This window comes from Caulobacter segnis (genome assembly GCF_023935105.1).
GTDB lineage: Bacteria > Pseudomonadota > Alphaproteobacteria > Caulobacterales > Caulobacteraceae > Caulobacter > Caulobacter segnis_B.
Genome location: NZ_CP096040.1, coordinates 1,900,250 through 1,922,274, shown reverse-complemented (window position 1 = coordinate 1,922,274; position 22,025 = coordinate 1,900,250). Strand labels below are relative to the sequence as shown.

Annotated in this window: 21 protein-coding genes; 6 read left to right on the top strand and 15 right to left on the bottom strand. The window is 68.7% G+C overall.

The annotated features are described in order from the left end of the window. Positions 1–160: 160 nt before the first annotated feature. A complete protein-coding gene (locus tag MZV50_RS09390) occupies positions 161–1,180 on the bottom strand; it encodes a LacI family DNA-binding transcriptional regulator (RefSeq protein ID WP_252634184.1) in 1,020 nt (339 codons plus the stop codon). Positions 1,181–1,318: 138 nt separating this feature from the next. Here MZV50_RS09390 and MZV50_RS09385 point away from each other — a divergent pair, with 138 nt between their 5' ends. Beyond that, positions 1,319–2,089 carry a hypothetical protein gene (locus MZV50_RS09385; RefSeq protein ID WP_252634183.1) on the top strand — a complete coding sequence of 257 codons (771 nt, stop codon included), beginning with the start codon at positions 1,319–1,321 and terminating at the stop codon, positions 2,087–2,089. A gap of 10 nt (positions 2,090–2,099) precedes the next feature. Here the strand turns inward: MZV50_RS09385 and glk are convergent, their stop codons facing one another. The 9 genes from glk to fliL form a co-directional block, all read right to left on the bottom strand. After that, positions 2,100–3,095: a glucokinase gene (gene glk / locus MZV50_RS09380; RefSeq protein WP_252634181.1), complete on the bottom strand. Its 996-nt coding sequence runs from the start codon at positions 3,093–3,095 to the stop codon at positions 2,100–2,102. Positions 3,096–3,109: 14 nt separating this feature from the next. Then, positions 3,110–4,918 carry a phosphogluconate dehydratase gene (edd, locus tag MZV50_RS09375; RefSeq protein WP_252634179.1) on the bottom strand — a complete coding sequence of 603 codons (1,809 nt, stop codon included), beginning with the start codon at positions 4,916–4,918 and terminating at the stop codon, positions 3,110–3,112. Between the two features lie 6 nt (positions 4,919–4,924). Beyond that, entirely contained in the window at positions 4,925–5,611 is a 687-nt protein-coding gene (gene pgl, locus MZV50_RS09370; protein ID WP_252634178.1) for a 6-phosphogluconolactonase, read from the bottom strand. A 2-nt stretch (positions 5,612–5,613) separates the two neighbouring features. Continuing rightward, positions 5,614–7,077 (bottom strand): glucose-6-phosphate dehydrogenase, encoded by a 1,464-nt coding sequence (zwf, locus tag MZV50_RS09365; RefSeq protein ID WP_289781913.1) that lies wholly within the window; start codon positions 7,075–7,077, stop codon positions 5,614–5,616. A gap of 233 nt (positions 7,078–7,310) precedes the next feature. Next, the gene (locus tag MZV50_RS09360; RefSeq protein ID WP_252634176.1) at positions 7,311–10,184 is read right to left on the bottom strand and encodes a tetratricopeptide repeat protein; all 2,874 of its coding nucleotides are present in this window, start codon (positions 10,182–10,184) and stop codon (positions 7,311–7,313) included. A 9-nt stretch (positions 10,185–10,193) separates the two neighbouring features. Beyond that, positions 10,194–10,991 carry a MotE family protein gene (locus tag MZV50_RS09355; protein ID WP_252634174.1) on the bottom strand — a complete coding sequence of 266 codons (798 nt, stop codon included), beginning with the start codon at positions 10,989–10,991 and terminating at the stop codon, positions 10,194–10,196. Further along, complete coding sequence (locus MZV50_RS09350; RefSeq protein ID WP_252634173.1) at positions 10,988–11,551, bottom strand: DUF6468 domain-containing protein; 564 nt, start codon at positions 11,549–11,551, stop codon at positions 10,988–10,990. The genes MZV50_RS09355 and MZV50_RS09350 overlap by 4 nt, the downstream gene beginning before the upstream one ends. Next, positions 11,548–12,684, bottom strand: a complete 1,137-nt coding sequence (fliM, locus tag MZV50_RS09345; protein ID WP_252634171.1) for a flagellar motor switch protein FliM — start codon at positions 12,682–12,684, stop codon at positions 11,548–11,550. Before fliM ends, MZV50_RS09350 begins: the two co-directional genes overlap by 4 nt. A gap of 27 nt (positions 12,685–12,711) precedes the next feature. After that, positions 12,712–13,335, bottom strand: a complete 624-nt coding sequence (gene fliL, locus MZV50_RS09340) for a flagellar basal body-associated protein FliL (RefSeq protein ID WP_252634169.1) — start codon at positions 13,333–13,335, stop codon at positions 12,712–12,714. A gap of 226 nt (positions 13,336–13,561) precedes the next feature. Here fliL and flgF point away from each other — a divergent pair, with 226 nt between their 5' ends. The 5 genes from flgF (at position 13,562) to MZV50_RS09315 (ending at position 17,223) form a co-directional block, all read left to right on the top strand. Continuing rightward, entirely contained in the window at positions 13,562–14,299 is a 738-nt protein-coding gene (flgF, locus tag MZV50_RS09335; RefSeq protein ID WP_252634167.1) for a flagellar basal-body rod protein FlgF, read from the top strand. A gap of 13 nt (positions 14,300–14,312) precedes the next feature. Then, on the top strand, positions 14,313–15,101 hold the full coding sequence (gene flgG, locus MZV50_RS09330; RefSeq protein ID WP_252634165.1) for a flagellar basal-body rod protein FlgG: 789 nt from the start codon (positions 14,313–14,315) through the stop codon (positions 15,099–15,101). A gap of 4 nt (positions 15,102–15,105) precedes the next feature. Next, entirely contained in the window at positions 15,106–15,885 is a 780-nt protein-coding gene (flgA, locus tag MZV50_RS09325; RefSeq protein WP_252634163.1) for a flagellar basal body P-ring formation chaperone FlgA, read from the top strand. A gap of 15 nt (positions 15,886–15,900) precedes the next feature. Further along, complete coding sequence (gene flgH, locus MZV50_RS09320; RefSeq protein ID WP_252634161.1) at positions 15,901–16,635, top strand: flagellar basal body L-ring protein FlgH; 735 nt, start codon at positions 15,901–15,903, stop codon at positions 16,633–16,635. 117 nt (positions 16,636–16,752) lie between these two features. Continuing rightward, the gene (locus MZV50_RS09315; protein WP_252634159.1) at positions 16,753–17,223 is read left to right on the top strand and encodes a hypothetical protein; all 471 of its coding nucleotides are present in this window, start codon (positions 16,753–16,755) and stop codon (positions 17,221–17,223) included. On the opposite strand, the gene dxs is transcribed toward MZV50_RS09315, so the two are convergent. From dxs to MZV50_RS09290, 5 genes are all read right to left on the bottom strand, one after another. Further along, positions 17,220–19,142, bottom strand: a complete 1,923-nt coding sequence (gene dxs / locus MZV50_RS09310) for a 1-deoxy-D-xylulose-5-phosphate synthase (RefSeq protein WP_252634158.1) — start codon at positions 19,140–19,142, stop codon at positions 17,220–17,222. The genes MZV50_RS09315 and dxs overlap by 4 nt on opposite strands. A 17-nt stretch (positions 19,143–19,159) precedes the next feature. Further along, positions 19,160–20,059 carry a polyprenyl synthetase family protein gene (locus MZV50_RS09305; RefSeq protein WP_252634155.1) on the bottom strand — a complete coding sequence of 300 codons (900 nt, stop codon included), beginning with the start codon at positions 20,057–20,059 and terminating at the stop codon, positions 19,160–19,162. A 34-nt stretch (positions 20,060–20,093) separates the two neighbouring features. Then, positions 20,094–20,348, bottom strand: coding sequence for an exodeoxyribonuclease VII small subunit (locus tag MZV50_RS09300; protein WP_252634153.1), 255 nt, complete (start codon positions 20,346–20,348; stop codon positions 20,094–20,096). A gap of 97 nt (positions 20,349–20,445) precedes the next feature. Continuing rightward, on the bottom strand, positions 20,446–21,105 hold the full coding sequence (locus MZV50_RS09295) for a histidine phosphatase family protein (protein ID WP_252634152.1): 660 nt from the start codon (positions 21,103–21,105) through the stop codon (positions 20,446–20,448). Next, positions 21,102–22,022, bottom strand: a complete 921-nt coding sequence (locus MZV50_RS09290) for a histone deacetylase family protein (RefSeq protein WP_252634150.1) — start codon at positions 22,020–22,022, stop codon at positions 21,102–21,104. The genes MZV50_RS09295 and MZV50_RS09290 overlap by 4 nt, the downstream gene beginning before the upstream one ends. Positions 22,023–22,025: the final 3 nt, after the last annotated feature.

The following is a 22,025-nucleotide window of genomic DNA, read 5'->3' as shown; positions in this document are numbered from 1 at the left end:
CGACGGACGCTTGTCCGGTCAGGCGAGGTCATGGCGTTTCCTCCTGACGCCGCCTTTACCGTGGGCGACCGTCTTGATCACCGTAATCTCACGTCGATTGGACAGCGCTGTCAAGTCCATTTGATTACGGTAACATTCGTGACGCTCGGCAAATCCGCGTCTAACGCGGCGCTTTTCCCGTGGATTCCCGGACGATCAGCTCGAAATCCAGCAGACGGGAGGGCGGCGGCGCCCCCTCCGCCCGCTCGACCCCATTCATCAGCATGTCGGCGGCGGCGCCGGCCATGGCGTGAATCGGCTGACGCACGGTGGTCAGCTGCGGCCAGGTGATCTTGGCCCCCGGCGTGTCGTCGAAGCCGGCAACCGACAGCTGGGCTGGCACGTCCAGACGCAGTCGGTTGGCGACGGCCATGACGCCCAGCGCCATGTCGTCGTTGGAGGCGAAGATAGCCGTCGGACGGTCGGCGCCGCCCAGCAGCTTCTCGGCCGCCTCGAAGCCCGAGCGGAACGAGAAGAATCCCTGCTCGACCCGATTTTCGCGCACGACCAGGCCCGCGTCGCGCATGGCGTCGACGAAGCCCGCGTGGCGACGGTGCGAGGCGCCGTGATCCGGGTGACCGATGATGAAGCCGATGTCCCGATGGCCCAGGTCGATCAGGTGCCGGGTCATCTCATAGGCCGCCAGCCGGTCGTCCATGCTGACCCACGGCGCGCGATCCACGTCGCCGCCCGGCGCGATACGCACATAGGGCACCCCTTCCCGCTCCAGCGCGGCCAGGACCACGGGGTGGTCGCTGAGCGGCGGGGTCAGGATCACGCCATCCATGCGCAGGGTGGCCAGCATCGGCGCGACCTGGTCCTCGACGTCGGTCGTGGAGTCGATCGGCTCGACGATCAGGTGGTAGCCCTCCTGACGGCACCGCGCGATCGCGCCCAGCTGCACGTCGGTGACGTAGCCGGGGCTGGGGTTGTCGAAGAAGACGCCGATCAGATAGGCCTTCGAGCCCGCCAGGCTGCGGGCCGAGATGTTCGGTCGGTAGTTCAGCGCGGCCACGGCGGCCTGCACCCGGTCGCGGGTGTCGGCCTTGACGTTGGGCTCACGGTTGAGGACCCGCGAAACGGTCTTGATCGAGACGCCGCTTTCGCGCGCCACGTCGTGGATCGTGATCTTGGCGCTCAATTCCGTCCCTCGCCGCCCCGATTCGTTCGGTGTGGCGAATACTAAGCCATGACAACCTTGTCATGGCGAGCCCTCTCCTCTTGCCTCAAATTAGACAAAGCCAGCCGGCTGGTATCCGCCGCGGTTGATGGAGAGGGCTTGGCCGTGAAAGTTTCAGCAGTGTTCGCACCGGTGATCGCCGGCCTGTTCGGGCTCGCGCCGGCGGCGGCCCTGGCGCAGTCCGCGCAGATACCGTCCGAGATCATGGGCCGCCTCGACGTCCTGGGCCGCTTCGCCGGCGACGCGCCGTCGTGCGCGGTTCTCGGCTACGGTCTCCGCGATCCGCGGGCCTTCGACGAGGAAGTGAGCCGCTACGGCGATCGCGTGGGCGTCTCGGCCCGCGACGCCATGGCCGCCGTCGCCGCCGCCAAGACCACTGAAGACCGGGCGATGCGAGAGAAGATGGACGCCGCCATGGCGCATCTCGACGAACAAAGCGCCGACCGCGCTCTGAACGACGCGGTGGAGGAGCTGGCGACCAAGTGCCGCCGCGCCGTCGATGACCCCGTCGGTTCGACCCTGATGACGCCGCCTCTGGGCAGCATCCCGACCGTCGTTCGGCGCTATGTCGACAGCCTGCTAGAACCCAAGGGGCGCGCGGGGTGGCAGACGCCATTCATCCTGGGCGGCGGCGAGCTGGCTCGGACCGTCGGGGCCTGCGAAACGCGGCTCGCGCGCGCGCAGGTCCATTCGGCATTGGCGCCCCTGCATCAGCCATACCTGTTCGCTCCCGACGTCCAGGAACTGGTGGACCCCTATTTCGCCAAGCGCCAGGCGGCCGGTCGTGAAAAGCCGCTCGGCCTCGGCGCCGCGCAATGCCTACGGCTCATCGCGAAAAAGACGATGGAGATGCAGAAAGCGGGTAACTGAACCGACCGGCTCAGGACACCGCCGCCCGGCCCTCCGGCGTCAACGCCACGGCCGCGCCGATCAGTGCCGTGTGCGGGTGCAGGATGACGTGGGTCGGAATGTCCTTGGTGAAGCCCGACAGACGCCCCTTGGCGTCGAAGCGTTCGCGGAACGGGCTCTTCTCCAGGATGTCGATGATCCGGGGGGCGATGCCACCGGCGATGAAGACGCCGCCGCGCGCGCCCAGGGTCAGGGCGATGTCGCCCGCCGTCGAGCCCAGCACCGCGCAGAAGCGATTGACCGTGGCCAGGCTGTCGGCGCAGCCCTCGACGGCGCGTTCGGTGATCTGCTTGGCGAGCAAGGCGTCGACCTTGCGGCCCTCGGCCTGAGCCAGGGCGACGTGCAGGTCTTCCATGCCAGGGCCCGACAGGATGCGCTCGACCGAGACGCGGCCACCGTCCAGCTGCTTGGTCAGCAGACGAAGCACCTCGATCTCGACCTCGTCCAGTGGCGCGAAGGCCACGTGGCCGCCCTCGGTGGCCAGCGGGATCTCCTGGCCGTGACGCCGCACTAGGCCGGCGACGCCGAAGCCGGTGCCCGGGCCGAGAATGGCCAGGTCCCCTTCGCCCGAGGTCGGCAGCGGGCCGATCTGGCGCAGGTCCTTGGGGCTCAGGCGCGGCGCGGCCAGGGCCTGGGCGGTGAAGTCGTTGATCAGCTTGGCGTTCCGAAAGCCGCCGGCGCGACGCAGGCCGTCCTCGGAAATTCGCCAATCCAGGTTGGTCATGTGGACTTGGCCGTGGTCGATCGGACCGGCCACCGCCACCACCGCCTGATCGGGATGCTTGACCCCGACCTTGTGCAGATAGGCCTCAATGGCGTCCTCGGCCGTGCCGTAGTCCTCGCCCTTATAGGCGGTGGGTTCGATCAGGCGCGGATCCTGACCGTCGAATTCGACCAGGGCGAAGCGGGCGTTGGTGCCCCCGATGTCGCCGACGAGGCCGAGCCCCCCGCTATGATTGCCATCCATGACCTGGTGCTTCCTCAAGCAAAGACGGACGCGCCGGCGTCGGCGGCGCCGACCCCTTGCCGCATCCATCCGAACAATTCCCTGCCGAAGCCCGGCTTGGACGCCGGGACGTTCGCTGGCGTGCGAGCCAGCAGCGCCGCCTCGTCCACCAGGATTTTAAGTTCGCCGGTTTCGGCGTTGACCGTGATGACGTCGCCGTCCTGGACATAGGCCAGAGGTCCGCCCTTGGCGGCTTCGGGCGTCACGTGGATCGCGGCGGGAGTCTTGCCCGAGGCGCCCGACATGCGGCCGTCGGTGACCAGGGCGACCTTGTAGCCACGGTCCAGCAGCACCGAGATCGACGGCGACAGATTGTGCAACTCGGGCATGCCGTTGGCCGACGGGCCCTGGAAGCGGACGACCACGACCACGTCACGATCCAGCTCGCCACGCTTGAAGGCCGCGATGAAGTCTTCCTGCTCCTGGAACACCGCCGCCGGGGCGGTGATCACGTGGTGCTCAGGCTTCACGGCCGAGATCTTCATGACGCCGCGGCCCAGATTGCCGCGCAGGAGGCGCAGGCCGCCCTCCTTGCTGAACGGATCGGAGACCGGACGCACGATGGCGGTGTCCAGGCTCTCGCTCGTCCCCTCGCGCCACTTCAGGACGCCGTCCTCGAGGTGCGGCTCCTGGGCGTACAGCGACAGGCCGGGGCCGGCGATGGTCTGGACATCGTCGTGGACCAGGCCAGCCTTCAACAGCTCGCGGATCACGAAGGCCATGCCACCAGCGGCCTGGAAGTGGTTCACGTCGGCCGAACCGTTCGGATAGACGCGGGCCAGCAGCGGCGTGGCCTTGGAGATGTCGTCCAAGTCCTCCAGCGTCAGCTGGACGCCGGCCGCGTGCGCCATGGCGATGATGTGCAGGGCCAGATTGGTCGAGCCGCCGGTGGCCATCAGGCCGACCACGCCGTTGACGATCGACTTCTCGTCGATCATCCGGCCGACCGGGATGAATTCGTTGCCCTTGTTGGTGACGGCGGCGGCGCGGCGCGCGGCTTCCTTGACCAGGGCCTCGCGCAGCGGCGTGTTGGGGTGCACGAAGGCCGAGCCGGGCAGATGGAAGCCCATCAGCTCCATCAGCATCTGATTGGTGTTGGCCGTGCCGTAGAAGGTGCAGGTGCCAGGACCGTGATAGCTGGCGCTCTCGGCCTCCAGCAGTTCGGCGCGGCCGACCTTGCCTTCGGCATAGAGGGCGCGGATGCGGGCCTTCTCGCTGTTGGGCAGACCCGAGGTCATCGGGCCGGCGGGCACGAACAGCGCCGGCAGGTGGCTGAAGGTCAGGGCGCCGATCACCAGGCCCGGGACAATCTTGTCGCAGACGCCCAGATAGAGGGCCGAGTCGAACGCGTCGTGGGTCAGGGCGACGGCGGTGGCCATGGCGATGACGTCGCGCGAGAACAGCGACAGCTCCATGCCCGGACGGCCCTGGGTGACGCCATCGCACATGGCCGGCACGCCGCCGGCAAACTGGGCGGTGGCCCCAACCTCGCGCGCGGCGGCCTTGATCAGCGCCGGATATTCCTCCAGCGGCTGGTGGGCCGACAGCATGTCGTTATAGGCCGAGACGATGCCGATGTTCGGCGCGTTCGGATCCAGGGCGCGCACCTTGTCGACGCCCGGAGAGGCGGCGAAGGCGTGGGCCCAGTTGGCGCAGGACAGCTTGGCGCGGCCGGGCTGACTCTGGATCGCGTGTTCCATGTTGGCCAGATAGGCGGCGCGGCTGTCCTTGCTGCGCGCCACGATGCGGGCGGTGACTTCGGCGATGACCGGGTTCAGGCTCATGGCGATCTACTCCGCCCAGAGGATGCGGACCTTGGCGCGGTCCTGCTTCAGAATGGCGGCGACCGGCAGGGCCGGATCGACGTCGCCTTCCAACAACGCTTTCTTGGCCGCTCCGGTCACCAGCAGCACGATCAAATCGGTGCGGGTCAGGGCGGCCAGGGTCAGGGTCAGGCGCGGAATATCCGGCGCCGGATCCCCAGGCGGCACGGCGAGGACCGAGCGCTCGGAGCGCGGATCCAGGCCTCGCGCCAGCACCGGATTGCCCGGGAACAGCGAGGCGAAGTGGCCATCGGGCCCCACGCCCAGCAGCACCACGCCGAACGGCGCGGCGGCGTCAACGCCTTCCTGAGCCAGATAGGCGCTTTCCTCGTGGCTGACGCCGTCGATGAACAGCGGCGCGAACGCGGCCTTCTGCGCCTGGTCCGTCAGCAGGTGACGACGGACCAGGCCTTCGTTGCTGCTGGGATCGGACGGCGGGACGAAGCGCTCGTCGGTCAGGGTGACCGTGATCTTGTCCCAGGGCGCGGTCATGCCGGCCATGCGATCGTAGACCGGGGCCGGAGTCGAGCCGCCCGTCGCGGCGAAGCCCGCCTTGCCGTGGGTCGCCACGGCCGTGGTCAGCGCCCCGACCAGGATCGAGGCGGCGGCGTCATAGAGGGCTTCGCGCGAGCCGAAGGCTTCCAGTTTGGCCATCGTCAGGCCTTCCAGGACCTGCCGCCGGGCGAGATCAGGCCCTGCGACGACTGCGGTCCCCAGGTGCCAGCCGCATAGGGCGCGGGCTCGATGCCGGCCTCGGCCCAAGCGGCCGAGACGCCATCGATGAACCGCCAGGCCTGCTCGACCTCGTCGCGGCGCACGAACAGGGTGCGGTCGCCGCGGAAGGCGTCCAGGAACAGCTTCTCATAGGCGATCCGGCGGCGGCCCCCGCTCTGGCCGAACGACAGCGACAGTGGCAGCGACTGCAGCCGCATCCCCTCTTCCGACAGGCCCGGACGCTTGTTCATGATCGTCAGCGAGATGTCTTCGTCCGGCTGCAGGTCGATGACCAGGCGGTTGGCGCACAGCTCGCCGTCGGTCGCGGGACCGAAGATGTTGTGCGGCAGCGGCTTGAACTGGACGACGATCTGGGTGCGGCGGTCCGGCAGGTTCTTGCCCGTGCGCAGGAAGAACGGCACGCCGTCCCAGCGCCAATTGTCGATCGCCACCTTCATGGCCACGAAGGTCTCGGTCTTGGTGGGCTTGCCGACTTCCTCGACATAGCCCGGCCGCGCCCCGCCCTCAACCACGCCGGCCACGTACTGGCCGCGCACGGTGTCGTGGGCCACGCTCTCCTTGGTGAAGGGGCGCAAGGACCGCAGCACCTTGACCTTCTCGTCGCGGACCGCGTCGGGATCGAAGCCCGACGGCGCCTCCATGGCGACCAGGCACAGCAGTTGCAGCATATGGTTCTGAACCATGTCCCGCAGCGCGCCGTATTCGTCGTAATAGGGCCAGCGGTCGCCGACCTTCTCGGTCTCGGCGATGGTGATCTGCACGTGGTCGATCGTGTTGCGGTCCCACAGGGGCTCGAACAGCACGTTGGCGAAGCGCAGGGCGGTCAGGTTCTGGACCGTCTCCTTGCCCAGATAGTGGTCGATCCGGAAGACCTGGCTTTCGTCGACCACGGCGGCGACCGCGGCATTGGTGACCTTGGAGCTCTCCAGGTCGCGACCCAGGGGCTTTTCCAGGATCAGGCGGGTCTTGGGTCCGGTCAGGCCGGCCGATTGCAGCGCCTGGCAGGCCGGGCCGTACAGGCTGGGCGAGAGCGAGAAGAAGATGACCAGATCGCCGTGCTGGCCGATGCGCTCGGCGAGCTTCTGGGTGTCGCTGTCCTTGGTGATGTCGGCCGGCACGTAGTCGAGGCGGTCGGCCAGACGGTTCCAGACCGCCTCCTCCACCGTCGCGCGCTTGCCGAGTTGTTCGCGGACCAACGCCTTGTAGCTGGCCGCGTCATGATCCGCGCGGGCCACGCCAATGATCCGCAGATCGTGCGGCAGAAGACGATCAAGTTCCAGGAAGTATAGCGAAGGCAGAAGCATTCGCAGAGCCAGGTCACCCGCGCCGCCAAGCAGCACCATGACCTCGCGGCCATTCTCGCCGTCGTCTTTTTTCTTCACCAATGTCGTCCACCCTATGACAACGTTGTCATGACATGCCTGCGGCAGAAAGGCAAGCGGCTCCCGATCCTCCCGCCATGTGGGACGGAGGACGCGCCCTAACTAGGCTAAACGTCTAGAGCCCGCCATAAGACCAATCGGGTTTAGGCGGGTATTTTTCCGCGACGCTGGAGCGCTTCGAGGCCGGTCATGCCTTCACGTTCAGCGAAAACGACCGTAGGCGGAAAATCCCTGCCCTACTTCCCCGCCCGAGCGGGTGAGCCGGCGGGCTGGCCGGTGCGGAACTTGTCCTTCATCCGGCCGATCCAGCCATTGAAGGCCTCGTTGTCGGCGGTGACCCGGCTGAAGTCGGAGGCCGACAACGCTTCCACGCTCAGGCCCTGCAGCGCCACGCGCAGGCCGTCGGGATTGCCGGCGGTGTCGATGAAGCCGGACCAGCGCTGGCGCAGACGGGCCAGGGACTTGTCGTCGTCGGCCAGGCTGTAGGCGACGGCCGCGCGCAGCAGACGCGCCTCGTCTCCCGGCGCCAGGGCGCCCGGGGCCTTGAAGCGGTCGCCCAGAGCGCGCTCGTACAGCGCCCCGGCCGTCGGCCAGGTGTGCTGCTTCCAGGCGATCTCGGCGCGGATCTCCTGGCCGTCGCGGCTGTTGTCCTTCTCGATCAGTTCCTGGGCGTCGTCGTAGCGACCCAGGTTCATCAGGGCGCGGGCCGTGGCCAGGCGACGCTCGGCGTTCAGGGCTGGCGGCAGGATAGTGGTGCGCGTGTCGTTGATCGCGGCCAGAGCATCCTCCGGCTTCTTGTTCATCAGGTAGATCCAGGCCAGGTCGGTGGCGACCTGGGCCTTGGGCACGCCGTTCAGGCGGTTGTCGACCTGATATTTCAGCAGCTTGGCCGCGTCGTCCAGCAGGTCGACGTCGACCAGGCGGCGCACCAGGTTGCGGACCATCTGGTCGCCGTCGGCGCCGATCGGGGTCAGGTCCTGGAAGTCATAGAACAGACCCACGGCCTGGATCGGCTGCATGCCGTCGGCCAAGCCTTGTAGGAACAGCTGGCGGAAGGTGTTGGACAGGTCGTTCTGCAGCGCCACCGCCTCGGGACGGTCCGGCAGCTGACGACCGGCCGAGCGCAGCACTTCCAGCGCCTCGCGATAGCGGCCCTGGTCGATATAGAGCTTGCCCAGCGCCCGGATCACCTCCAGCTCGACGCCGTCGCCCCGCCAGCGATAGCGCAACTGGTTCAGGACCTCGGCGGTCTTGGCGGCGTTGATCTGGCCCTTGGCGTAGCCCAGCTGGGTCGCGTGTAGCATGGCCGGCGTGGCGATCCGATCGATCGGCGCCTTGGCGATGGCTTCGAACATGTGACGGGCGCGGACCTTCTCACCCTTGGCCTCGAAGATCCGGGCTTGGGTCAGGCGGATGTCCAGCTGGTCCTCGACCGGGACAGCGGGCTGGGCCAGGGCCTTGGTCACGAACTGCATGGCGCCGGTCAGGTCGCCCACGCCCAGAGCCGCCTGCGCCTCGGCGTGCAGGAAGCGGGCGCGCCAGATCGGCGGGAACAGATCCAGCGCCCGGCCGCCGCCGACGAATTTGGTGCGCGCGTCGGCCCACTGGCCCTGCTTGGCCGAGATATAGCCGCGCCACAGGGCGCTGGACGGGTCGTCGGACAGGACCGGAGAGGAAAAGTCTGCGTCGGCCTCGGTTAGGCGGCCGGCCTGGACCTTGGCCACGCCGCGCAGGCCGCGGAACTCGGCGTCGCCCAGCAGGGGCTGATGCTTGCGGCCGGCCGCGTTGAGCACGCCGATCGCCTCGAACGACATCTGCGAGCCGACCAGGAAGCGGGCCAAGGCCATGCGCGCGCCGGCGTCACTGTCCTTGCCGTCGCCTTCCGGCGCGGCGGCGATGGCGTTCTGCAAGGCGTTGTAGCGGGCCAGGAAGCCGCCCGAACCGGTCTTGGGCCAGTTGTCCAGGTCGATCAGGGCCGGCATCGACATCGGCTGGGGCGCGCCGGCGGCGGCTTCCTCCGGCGGCGTCGAGGCCGAGATCGGCGACAGGGCCAGACCCTTGGGCCGACCGATGCGCAGAAGATCGCCGTCGGCCTGCACCAGCAGGTCGGAAGCATAGGTCTCGATCGCCAGGCCCTGCACCGACTGCAGCAGCGCCATCTCGACATAGTCCCGGCGCGACGGCAGGCCCTTAGACGGGGCCAAGGCCGGGGCGACGATCATCTTGTCGCCGACGGCCGGGTCGGCGACCCAGACCGCCTTGGTCACGCCCGAGACGGCAGCCGACAGCGTGGCGGGCTGGACGCTCTCGTCGCGCGCCACCTTGATGACGTCGGGGCTTTCCTGCGAGCCGGGGCCCAGGCTGATCTTCCACAGGCCGCCCTGCCCCACCGCCACGTACGGCGCGCCCGCCTGGGCGACGATACGCAGCGCGGTATAGTCTGGCCCCCTGAAGGCCTGGATCTTGGAATAGCGGATACTGGACGCCGGCAGCTTGCCGATGTCGAGGCGCGCGGGCGTGTCGAACACGATCCACACCGCCTCACCGCGCCGGAACACGGCCGCGCCCGCCGGGGCGGCCCAGTCGAAGCTCAGCGTGACCTGCTGATCCTGGCGCGCGAACTCGACCTTGACCACGCCGCCGGCGGGCATGGGGTTGGGCCGGCCGACCGGCGCGGCGGACGCCGCGGTCTGGCTGGCCGGCGGCGCGCCCGGACGGGCGAAGATGTTGACGAAGTCGACGCCGTCGGCGTTGCCGAGGCGCGCGTCGGCGTCGTCGGTCAGGTTCAGGACCAGTTCGAGCACGCCGTTGACGTGGCGAGCCTCGGACGACTTCACCCAGCGCGGCGGCGCGATCTTGAGCGTCGAGAGATCGGGATTGGCGTCGCGGCTGAAGCGCAGGACCAGGGTCTGGCCCTCGCGGTGCGAGACCATGCGCGCGCCGCCGGACCAGTGGAACTCGATGCGCGAGAAGTCCGCCGCCTGCGCGACGCGCACATCCAGCACACCCCGCGCCGCGACGCGCGGCGGGGCTGCGTAGCCGGACGGCGCCAGCGTGGCCGCGATGCACGCGGCCGCGACGCTGGAGCGCAGGAGCTGGCGAAGGGTCATGGGCCTCCCTTAACCAGCCTTCTTGGGAGCGGCCTTGGCAGGAGCGCTGCCGGCCAGGCCAGCGTCGGCCTGCTGGGCCGGCGCGGCGCCCGGCGCGGCCGCGGCGTTTTCGGCGATCGCGGCCTTGCCCTTCTCCACGGCCGGGTTGGTCAGGCGCGAGGCCAGGCGCTCGGTCAGGATCTTGGCTTCGCCGGGGGCCATGTTGGACAGGATCATCGCCAGGGTGCGTTCCTTCATCTTGGCGGCGATCGGCAGGCGGACCTCGTCCGACAGCAGGGTCATGCGGGCGGCGGCGTCCTTGGGCTTCATGCCGGCGTAGACCGTGACCAGGCGATCGACCTCGGCCTGCTTCTGGGCGTCGACCTGGCCCAGCAGGCCCTGGATGTCGCCCTTCAGGCCGGTCAGGGCCTTCATCTTGGCGTCCAGCTTGGCCTCGGCGGCGGCCAGCAGCTGCAGCTGGACGTCGATGTCCTGCTCGCGCTGGTCCAGCTGGCCGCGACGGGCGCCCAGGCTTTGCAGGATCCGCAGCTCGGCGGGCGACAGGCCGGCTTCCTTGGCCAGGGCGTCGGCCGAAGGGGCGCAGACGCGCGGCGGCGGAGCGTTGGCGGCGGCGGGCTGGCCCGCGGCGTCCGCGGAAGCCGCTTGCTCGCCGCCCTTCTTGCCTTCCGGCTTGGCGACGCCCTCGGCGAAGGCCTTGGCCCCGCCCAGCAGGTCCGGCAGCGACTTGGCGCCGGCCACGGCGTTGATCGCCAGCACGCCGCCGACGGCGAGGCCGACCAGGGGGAGGATGCGCGGAACGTTCTTCATCGGCGGGGAACTCGGGGGTTGCTTCCTGGACGCGAGCTGTCGCCCGGCCCGTCGAAGAGGTCATCATCGATCCGCGCCCGTGAACGCGGGGTTTCGCGGGCGGCGCTGGGCGCTCCCAGGGTGAGGCGGGCGGTCGGCGGAAGGCGATCCTCGCGATCCAGAAGACGCTCGAAATCCTCGGCCTTCAGTCGGCGGTCGGCCTGCGGCGCGGGCTTGGGTTCGCTCCGCGCCAGCGGCGGTCGCTCCTCGCGTTCGACGCGGTCAGGGCGAGCCTTGGGCAGCGGACCGTTGATCCGCTCGTCCAACTGGGCCGCCAAGGCCTGAGCCCGCTCGATGCGCACCGCCAGGGTGTCGGCCGCCTCGTCGGTGGCCGCGCGCAGATCGGCCAGGCCCTGCTCGGCGCGGGCGGCCGCCTGGTCCAGTTCCGCCACGGCCTTGGCGAAGCCCTCATGGCTGTCGCGCAGGGCCTTCAGGCGGCGCTCGAGACGCCAGCCGAAGGCCAGCGCCGCAATCAGCAGCACCGCGAGGAACCCGTTCATGGCGAAGGCGACGAGGCTCATTTCAGCTTCTGCACGGCCTTCTTGGCGGCGGGGGTCAGCGGCGCCTCGGCCCGCACGGCGATGGAATGGTTGCGACGGCCCATGCGGCCGCGCGTCAGCGGAATGGCCCCGGCGCGCAGCTCGACCAGGCTGTCGGGCGTGGCGTTCAGCATCAGGGTGTCGCCGACCTGCATGTTCAGCACGCGCGACAGCGGCACCTGCTGCTCGTCCAGGACCGCGCGGACCTCCATCTGGGTGGTCCACAGCTCGGTGGCCAAGTGGCCTTCCCAGATGTTGTCGCGGCCGAACTTCTCACCCATGAACTGCTGCAGCAGCATCTTCCGGATGGGTTCCAGCGTGGCGTAGGGCAGTAGCAGCTCGATGCGGCCGCCGCGGTCTTCCATGTCGATGCGCAGCTTGACCAGGATGGCCGCGTTGGCCGGCCGGGCGATGGCGGCGAAGCGTGGGTTGGTCTCCAGGCGGTCCAGCGAGAAGCTGACCGGATGCAGGGGCTCGAAAGCGCTCTTCAGGTCGTGCAGCACGACCTCGATCATCCGCTGCACCAGCACGCGTTCGATGGTCGTGTAGGGCCGGCCCTCGATGCGCATCGCCGCCGTGCCGCGACGGCCGCCCAGCAGCACGTCGACGATCGAATAGATCAGGTTCGAGTCGACCGTCAGCAGGCCGTAGTTGTCCAGCTCCTCGGCCCGGAACACCGCCAGGATGGCCGGAAGCGGGATCGAGTTCAGATAGTCGCCGAAGCGGATCGAGCTGATGTTGTCGAGGCTGACCTCGACGTTGTCCGACGTGAAGTTCCGCAGGGACGTCGTCATCAACCGCACCAGGCGGTCGAAGACGATTTCCAGCATCGGCAGGCGCTCGTACGAGACCAGCGCCGAGTTGATAATGGCGCGGATGCCCGTGCGATCCTCGCCGCCGTCGCCCGAGAGATCGAAGCCCAGCAGGCTGTCGATCTCGTCCTGGTTCAGGATGCGCTCGGAGCCGCCCTCACCGCCGCCGTCGTCCCAGCCGCCCATGCCGCCGGAAAAATCGCCGAACTCATTGCCGCCCTCGCCGCCGCCCTCGAAGGTGCCGGGGGGATTCTGCGAGGCCCACTGGGCCATCGCTTCCTGATCGTCGAATTCGTCCGCCATGTTCGTTCGCCCAACCAGCCCGAGGACCTAGTTGATCAGCATCTCCTCGATGAGGACCGCATTCACCTTGGCCGGCGCGGCGACCATGTTCACCCGGCGCACCAGTTCGGCCTGAAGCATGAAGGTGCCCTGGCTGCCGTTCAGGTCCTCCGGACGCAGTTCGCGAAGGAAGACCTGGAACATGCTCTGCAGTCTGGGCAGATTCTCGGTCAGGACGTCGCCCGTCTCTTCGTCGGGAAGCTCGAAGGTCAGCTTCAGCTTCAGGAAGGTCGACTTGCCGTCCGCCGTCTGCATGTTCACGACGATATCGGGCAGGGTGTAGAAGTAGATCCCGTCGGGACCTTCCTTGATCACAGGCGCGGGACCGCCCGCGGCCGCCGCGCCGCCCTCGCCTTCCTTCTTCTCGCCGTGACCGCCCTCTTCCTTCTTTTCCTTCTTCTTTTCCTTCTTTTCCTTGCCGTGCTCGGCGCCGTCGGCGGCCGGCTTCGGCTTCATCAGGAAGAACGCGGCCGCGCCGCCGCCGCCCAGCACGAGGACGCCCGCAGCGATCGCGATGATCAGGATCGGAGGCTTTTTCTTAGCCGGAGCTTCGCCCTCGGCGCCCTCTTCGCCTTCGGGAGCGGGAGCTTCCTTTTCGGGTTTCTTGGCCACGCGCGCGGTTCCTTGGAATCTATGCCCGTACACATGCGGGGGACATGGTTAACGATGTGTTTTGGAGGCCATTTGGTCGCAGGCTGAATCTGCCCGGCAGACTCCGACCAACACCCCTGCATTAACCTTCCTATTCGTTGATTTATAACGCGTTTTAAGGCTGGCACGAAGGTTGCTTCAGGAGATGCGGCGCATTTGTCGCGCCAGCCGCCCGAGTTAACTCGCCATGGACAACGCGCTCTACGTCGGCCTCTCGCGTCAGATGACGCTGCGCCGCCAGCTCGACATCGTGGCCAACAACATCGCCAACGCCAACACGACCGGCTTCAAGACGGAAGACCTGATGGTCGCCACCGAGCAGGGCAAGCCGGCCAAGACCCTGGACGGCAAGTCCCCGGTCAAGTTCGTCATGGATACCGGCGTCGCCCGCGACTTCACGCAGGGCGCGATGACCAAGACGGGCGGCGATTTCGACCTGGCGATCGAGGGCATGGGCTTCTTCCACGTCCAGACCGCCTCCGGCGACCGCTACACCCGCGACGGCCGTTTCACGACCAATCCGGAAGGCCAGGTGGTCACCGAGCAGGGCAATCCTGTTCTGGACGAAGGTGGCGGTCCGATGACTATCGACCCGACGCTGGGCCCGGTCTCGATCGGCAAGGACGGCACCGTCAGCCAAGGCGCGGTCCGCGTCGGCCGCGTCGCCGTGGTCCGCCCCGACGACATGGCCTCGATGGCCAAGGACGGGGACAACCTCTACCGCAACACCACCAACACCACCCTGCAAGCCGCGCCGGACGCCCGCGTCCACCAAGGCATGCTGGAATCCTCGAACGTCCAGCCAGTCATCGAGATCACCAAGCTGATCGAGATCCAGCGCGCCTACGAGGGCGTCGCCAAGATGATGGACAACACCGCAGAACTGTCCCGGACCGCCGTCGAGCGGCTGGGCAAAGTCAACTAAGGGACGCTAGCCGATGCAAGCTCTCCGCACCGCCGCTTCGGGCATGTCAGCGCAACAGCTGAACGTCGAAGTCATCTCGAACAACATCGCGAACATGAACACCGTCGGCTTCAAGCGCCAACGGGCCGAGTTCCAGGACCTGCTGTACCAGCAGGTGGAGCGCGCGGGTTCGCAATCGTCGAGCAACGGCAATATCGTGCCGACCGGCGTGCAGGTCGGCGGCGGCGTCAAGGCCGGCTCGGTCTACCGCATTACCGAGCAAGGCACCCCGACCCTGACCGACAACCCGCTGGACGTCGCGATCCAGGGCAAGGGCTACCTGCCGATCCTGCTGCCCTCGGGCGAGACGGCCTACACCCGCGCCGGCAACTTCTCGACCAACGACCAGGGCCAGATCGTCACCGAGGACGGCTACACCGTCCAGCCCGGCATCACGGTCCCGCAGAACGCCACCGACATCATCATCGGCAAGACCGGCCTGGTGCAGGTGAAGCTGGACGGCCAGACCCAGCCGCAGACGATCGGCCAGATCCAGCTGGCGACCTTCATGAACGAAGGCGGCCTGGAACAGGTCGGCGACAACCTGCTGCTGGAAACCGCCGCTTCGGGCGCGGCCAACCTGGCCGCCCCTGGCGAGCCGGGCTTCGGCACCCTGCTGCAGCACTACACCGAAGCGTCGAACGTCGACGCGGTGACGGAAATCACCTCGCTGATCACGGCCCAGCGCGCCTACGAGATGAACTCGAAGGTGATCACCACGGCCGATCAGATGCTCCAAGCCACCTCGCAGCTGCGGAGCTAAGCTGATGAAGGCCTTCCTTCTCGCCGCCGCCGCCACGCTGGCGCTGACCGTCCTCTCCGCCCCGGCCCACGCCGGAACGCCGGTGACCCTGCGCATGGACACCACCGACGCCGACGGCCGCGTCACCCTGGGCGACCTGTTCGACGGCGTCACCGGCCCGGCCGCCGACATGGTGATCGCCGCCCGCATGGGTCCGACGGCCGTGCTCGACGCCGGCCAGGTGCAGGTCTCGGCCCGCCGCGCCGGTTTCGACTGGAGCAACAGCAACGGCATCCGCCGGATCATCGTCCGCGAAGGCGTCGACAATGGCGGCGTCTCCGCCAATGGTCGCGGCCAAGCCGGCGCCACGCGCGGCAACGTGGAAGTTCTTGCCTATGCCCGCAGTCTCTCGGTCGGCGAAATCGTCCAGCCTCAGGACCTGGTCTGGACAAAGATGGCCGGCGCCCCGGCCGACGCCCCCCGCGACGCCGACGCCGTCATCGGCCTGGCCGCCAAGCGCCCCCTGCGTGAAGGCGCCGCAGTCTCGGGCCGCGACGTGGGTGCCGCCCAGGTGATCAAGGCCAACGATCTGGTCACCGTCACCTATGACGATGGCGGAATTTCCCTTTCGCTTCAAGGCAAGGCCATGGCCAACGCCGCCACCGGCGACGTCTTCGCCGTTCAGAACACCTTGTCGAAGAAGATCATCCAGGCCGTCGCCACCGGTCCTGGCACCGCCGCAGTCGGTCCGCAGGCCCAGAGCTTGCAAGCTCGTTCGCAACCCGTCCGTTTCGCCGCTCGCTAAGAGGTCTTTCACCCCATGCGTCGCTCCGCCATCATCGCCGCCGCCGCCCTGCTCGCCCCGCTGGCCGCCTGCTCCACCGTCACCGAGGCCGTGAAGGGCCCGCAACTGGCCCCGGTCGGCTATCCCGCCGAACTGGCCCCGATGCAGCAGCAATACGTCTCCGCCCGCGAGCCGGCCCCGCAGTCGGCCTCGGCCAACTCGCTGTGGCGCGTCGGCGCTCGCGCATTCTTCAACGACCAGCGCGCCAGCCGCGTCGGCGACATCCTGACCGTGATGATCGACATCGACGACAGCGCCAACACCAAGAACCAGACCGCGTCCTCGCGAACCTCGAACATGAAGGCCGGCATCCCGAACCTGCTGGGCCTGGAATCGAGCCTGGGCAAGGTGCTGCCGGGCGGCTTCGATCCCGCCAACGCCCTGAACACCAACTCGGCCACCACCAACGCCGGCGCGGGCAGCGTCCAGCGCTCGGAAAAGATCAGCCTGACGATCGCCGCCGTGGTCAGCTCGGTCCTGCCAAACGGCAACATGGTCATCCAGGGCACCCAGGAAGTCCGCACCAACGCCGAGCTGCGCCAGCTTACCGTGGCCGGCATCGTGCGCCCTGAGGACATTTCCTCGGCCAACACCATCAAGCACACCCAGATCGCCGAGGCCCGCATCAGCTACGGCGGTCGCGGCGACATCAGCCGCGTGCAGAAGACCCCGGCCGGCCAGTCGCTGGTCGAGAAGTTCTCGCCCTTCTAGGCGGGACGTCTTCGGACAAGATCGTCGGGCGCGGCGGCCGCGAGGCTTCCGCGCCCGATGTGCTTTCAGGAGCCATTCAGGTCGGCGCGGCGTTGATCAGGCGAGGAGGACCAGCTCATGGCGTCCCGCATCGCCCCCGTCGTCGTTCTTGGTCTGCTGGCCGCCGGCCTGACCGGCTGCGCGCACGAGAAGGTCGCGCAGGATGGCTATCACTGGGCCTATCTGGAGAGCGCCGCCGAGGCCCCTCGCCTCGCCTATGGCCGGCCCAACAGCGACGACGTCGTGCTGATGCTCAGCTGCAGCCCGGGCCAGGATCGGGTCGACGTCTCGGCCGTGGGCCTGTCCGGCGGCGAGATCGTCCTGGCTTCCGGCCGCGCCGAGAGCCGCTTCGCCGCCGCCCAGGTCGATGACGCCATGGCCGAGGGCGGCCTGCTGGAAGCGCGCGGCAAGACCAGCGCCCCGGCGCTGGACGGTTTCAGGAAATCAGGCGACCTGGCGCTGCTGACCAAGGGCGAGCGTCACAGCCTAGCGGCCGGTTCTGCCGACCGAGGGAACGTGAAGGCGTTCTTCAGGGCCTGCGGGGCTTAGGCCCGCCGCCCAGCCCCCGCCGCGGTGACATTGTCCATGCCCAAGGCCGATAGCGCGCCGCGCAGGATGCCCTCGGCGTCGAGACCGGCCTGGGCGTACATGGCGTCGGGCTTGTCCTGGTCCTGGAAGATATCGGGCAGGCACAGGGTGCGGACCTTTAGGCCGCGATCGAAGGCCCCATGCTCGGCCAGGGCCTGCAGAACGAAGCCGCCGAAGCCGCCCATCGCCCCTTCCTCGACCGTGATCAGCGCCTCGTGCTCGCGCGCCAGGCGCAGCAGCAGGTCGATGTCCAGCGGCTTGGCGAAGCGGGCGTCGCAGACCGTGGCCGACAGGCCGCGGGCGGCCAGCAGGTCGGCGGCTTTGAGGCTTTCCGACAGGCGGGTGCCGAACGAGACGATGGCGACGCTGGTCCCCTCGCGGACGATGCGGCCCTTGCCGATCTCCAGCGGGTCGACATGGGCCGGAATCTCAAGGCCAAGCCCCTCGCCGCGCGGATAGCGGAAGGCGCTGGGGCGGTCATCGATGGCGGCGGCGGTGGCGACCATGCGGGCCAGCTCCACCTCGTCGGCGGCGGCCATCAGCACCATGCCGGGCAGAGCGCCCATGAAGCCGATGTCGAAGCTGCCGGCATGCGTCGGGCCGTCGGCGCCGACCAGGCCGGCGCGGTCCATGGCGAAGCGCACGGGCAGGCCCTGGATGGCCACATCGTGCACCACCTGGTCGTAGCCGCGCTGCAGGAAGGTCGAATAGATCGCCGTGAACGGCTTCATGCCGTCGGCGGCCAGGCCTGCGGCGAAGGTCACCGCGTGCTGCTCGGCGATGCCGACGTCGAACGTGCGGTCCGGGAAGGCCTTGCCGAACAGATCCAGGCCCGTGCCCGACGGCATGGCGGCGGTGATGGCGACGATCTTGTCGTCCTTCTCCGCCTGCTTGATCAGTTCCTGGGCGAAGACCTTGGTGTAGCTGGGCGGCCCCGCGGCCGCCTTCTGCTGCTGGCCGGTGACGACGTCGAACTTGGCCACGGCGTGCAGCTTGTCGTCAGCGCCCTCGGCCGGGGCGTAGCCCTTGCCCTTCTGGGTGACGCAGTGGACCAGCACCGGCTTGTCACCGAAGGCCTTGGCGTTCTTGAGCACGCTGACCAGGGCGTCCATATCATGGCCGTCGATCGGGCCGACATAGTGGAAGCCCAGCTCCTCGAAGAAGGTGCCGCCGGTGACCATGCCCCGGGCATATTCTTCCGCCTTGCGAGCAGCCTCGCGCATCGGGGTCGGCAGCTTCTCGACGACGGTCTTGCCCAGCTTGCGCACCGAGCGGTAAGCGCCGCCCGAGACCAGATTGGCCAGATAGGCGCTCATGCCACCCACCGGCGGGGCGATCGACATGTCGTTGTCGTTGAGGATGACGATCAGTCGCTTGGTGGTGTCGGTCGCCGCGTTCATCGCCTCGTAGGCCATGCCCGCGCCCAGCGAGCCGTCGCCGATCACGGCGACGACGTGGTTGTCCTCGCCTTTCGCATCACGCGCGGCGCAGAAGCCCAGGGCCGCCGAGATCGACGTGGCCGCGTGGGCCGCGCCGAACGGATCGTACTCGCTCTCGGCCCGCTTGGTGAAGCCCGACAGGCCGCCGCCCTGGCGCAGCGTGCGGATGCGGTCGCGGCGACCGGTCAGGATCTTGTGCGGATAGGCCTGGTGACCGACGTCCCAGATGACGATGTCGCGCGGGGTCTCGAACACGTGGTGCAGAGCCACGGTCAGCTCGACCACGCCCAGGCCCGCGCCCAGATGGCCGCCCGTCACCGAGACCGCGTCGATCGTCTCGCTTCGAACCTCGGCGGCCAGCTGCTTCAGATCGGATACGGAAAGCTCACGCGTATCGGCCGGAGAGGCGATGGTGTCGAGCAGAGGCGTTTTGGAGGACATGTTTGAAGAAAGCGCGGTCAGTTGCGGCGGTCCAGCACGAAATCAACGCTTTCGCGCAGATGTTCGGCTCGTTCGCCAAAGATTTCGAGATGGGAACGCGTCTGCTCGGCCAAAAGCGCCACGCGCTCCTTGGCCGCATCCAGTCCCAGCAGGGTGACGTAGTTGGCCTTGCCCTTGGCGGCGTCCTTGCCGCCGGCGGCCTTGCCCAGGGTCTTCTCGTCGCCCTCGGCGTCGAGAATGTCGTCGACGATCTGGTAGGCAAGCCCCAGGTCCTGGGCGAAGGCCATCAGGGCGGCGCGCTCGGCTTCCTTGGCGCGGCCGATGATCAGGGGGATTTCGAAGGCGAAGGCGATCAGGGCGCCGGTCTTCAGCCGCTGCATGCGCGCCACCGCGCCCAGGTCGTCGCGAACGCCCAGGATGTCGATCATCTGGCCGCCGGCCATGCCCTTCGCGCCGGAGGCGATGGCCAGCTTGCGCACCAGTTCGGCGCGGACGTGGCCGTCATCGTGGGTGTCCGGGTGGGCCATGATCTCGAAGGCCGCCGTCTGCAGGGCGTCGCCGGCCAGGATGGCGGTGGCCTCGTCATACTGCTTGTGCACGGTCTTGCGGCCACGACGGATGTCGTCGTCGTCCATGGCCGGCAGGTCGTCATGCACCAGGCTGTAGGCGTGGATGCACTCCAGCGCGCAGGCCGCACGCAGCACCGGCCGCTCGGGCAGGTCGAACATCTTGCCCGTCTCGAGCGCGAAGAACGGACGCAACCGCTTGCCCGGCCCCAGCGCCGCGTAGCGCATGGCCTCGGTCAGGCGTGTTTCGGGGCCGTCGGCGCGGGGCAGCAGCTCATCAAGCGCCACGGTGACGATGTCTGCGGCCTGGACGATCCGCTTGGCCAGGTCGGAAGGGGCGAGATCGTTCAAGGGCGTCTCCCCCAGGTCGGACGGGCGCCGCCCATCAGTTGAACTCAGCCGCTTCGGCCGTCACGGCCCCACCCTGGCCGAGGACGATCTTCTCGACCTTCAGGCGCGCGGCCTCGAGCTTCTTCTCGCAGTGCGCCTTGAGCGCCGCGCCGCGTTCGTAGATGTCGATCGACCGCTCCAGCGGGGCCTGCCCGGACTCCAGCTCGGCCACGATCCGCTCCAGCTGCGCCAGGGCTTCCTCGAAGCTCAGGGCGGAGATGTCGGCGGGATTGCTCGTGGCGTCGGTCATTTCTACTCTCGGGTGAACAGCCGTCAGCCTAGTGGCGACGGGCGGCGCGGGCAACGGCCTAGAGCCTGGGCGCGGTTAAGGGAAGAGGCTTTGAAGCTCAGGCCCGGCGGAAGCGCTTGATGCTCCAGTAGGCGTGGCCCTCGTCGACCAGCTTCGTCAGCCCCCGCTGCTTGAGGGCGGCGGCGATCATCCAGTTAAAGAAGCCGTGGGCGACGACCAGCACGTCCTGGCCCCCATCCGCCAGTTCGACCAGCAGGTCGGCGGCCTTTCCGGCCCGGACCTCGGCCTCGGCGCGCGTCTCCTGGCCGCCGTGGTTGTTGAAGAACCACCACCAGAAGCGGGCGAAGAAGCCCAGGCGCTTGGGCGACATCCTCAGCCACAACGGCCAGGGCGGCGGCGGCAGCGGAGCCTCGATGAAGGTCGGGTCGGTGGCGAAGGCGCGCCCGGCGACCACCGCCTGGGCGGTCTCGACCGAGCGACGGCGGGTCGAGGCGATGATGACGCCGGCCTCGCGGGCGATCTCGATCAGCTGGGCTGGCGGAGACTGGCCGTCCTTGAGGCCGCCCAGTTCGTAGCGCGCCCACCACTCGCCGTATTCAGGCGCGTTCAGCCTGACCTGGCGCGACAGAGCGGGTTCGCCGTGGCGAGCCAGGGTGATGACGCCCGGTCGCGCGGGCGGGGTCGCTTGGTCGGCGGTGGTGACGTCGGCCATGTTGAAGAGAAGGCGGTGGGCTTGAAAGCCGTTCCGTCCCCTCACCCCTCCTGAAGAGCGCGGACATGCGCGGCGGCGGACCGCCCCAGCGCCTGGAGGTCGTAGCCGCCCTCGAGCGAGGACACAACCCGGCCCTTGGCGCGAGCCTTCGCCACCGAGACGATCGCCCGGGTCGCCCAGGCGAAGTCGCCCTCTTCCAGGCTCTGGGCCGACAGGGGGTCGCGGGCATGGGCGTCGAAGCCCGCCGAGACGATCACCAGCTCGGGCGCGAAGGCGTCAACCTTGTCCATCAGCCCCTCGAATCGCGCGCGCCAGGTCTCGCGCGGCGCGTGCGGGGCCACAGTGGCGTTGGCGATGTTGCCGACGCCCCGCTCCGAAGGATCGCCGGTGCCGGGATAGAGCGGCGACTGGTGGATCGAGGCGAAGAACACCGTCGGGTCGTTCTCGAACGCGGCCTGGGTGCCGTTGCCGTGGTGGACGTCGAAATCGACGATCGCCACACGCTTGAGACCCGCCGCCTGGGCGGCGCGAGCGGCCACGGCGACGTTGGAGAACACGCAGAATCCCATCGCCACGCCAGGCTCGGCATGGTGACCCGGCGGCCGCACCGCGCAGAACGCCCGTTCGCTCTCGCCTACGGCGACGGCCCGCACGGCCGCCGCGCAGGCCCCGGCCGCACGCCGCGCCGCCGTCAGGCTGCCGGTCGACAGCACGGTGTCGGGATCCAGCGATCGCCGCCCGGCGCTGGGCGCGGCGGCGAACACCGTGTCGACGAAGGCCCGAGGATGCACCCGCAGCAGGTCCTCGACATCGACCAGCGGCGCGTCCCTCGGCTCCAGCGCCAGGTTCGGATCGTCGTTCAGGGCGTCGACCACCGCCCGCAGGCGCTCGGGGCTCTCGACGTGGCCATGGCCCGGCTGGTGATCCAGCATGTCCAGGTGGGTGTAGAGCGCCAGGGTCATCGG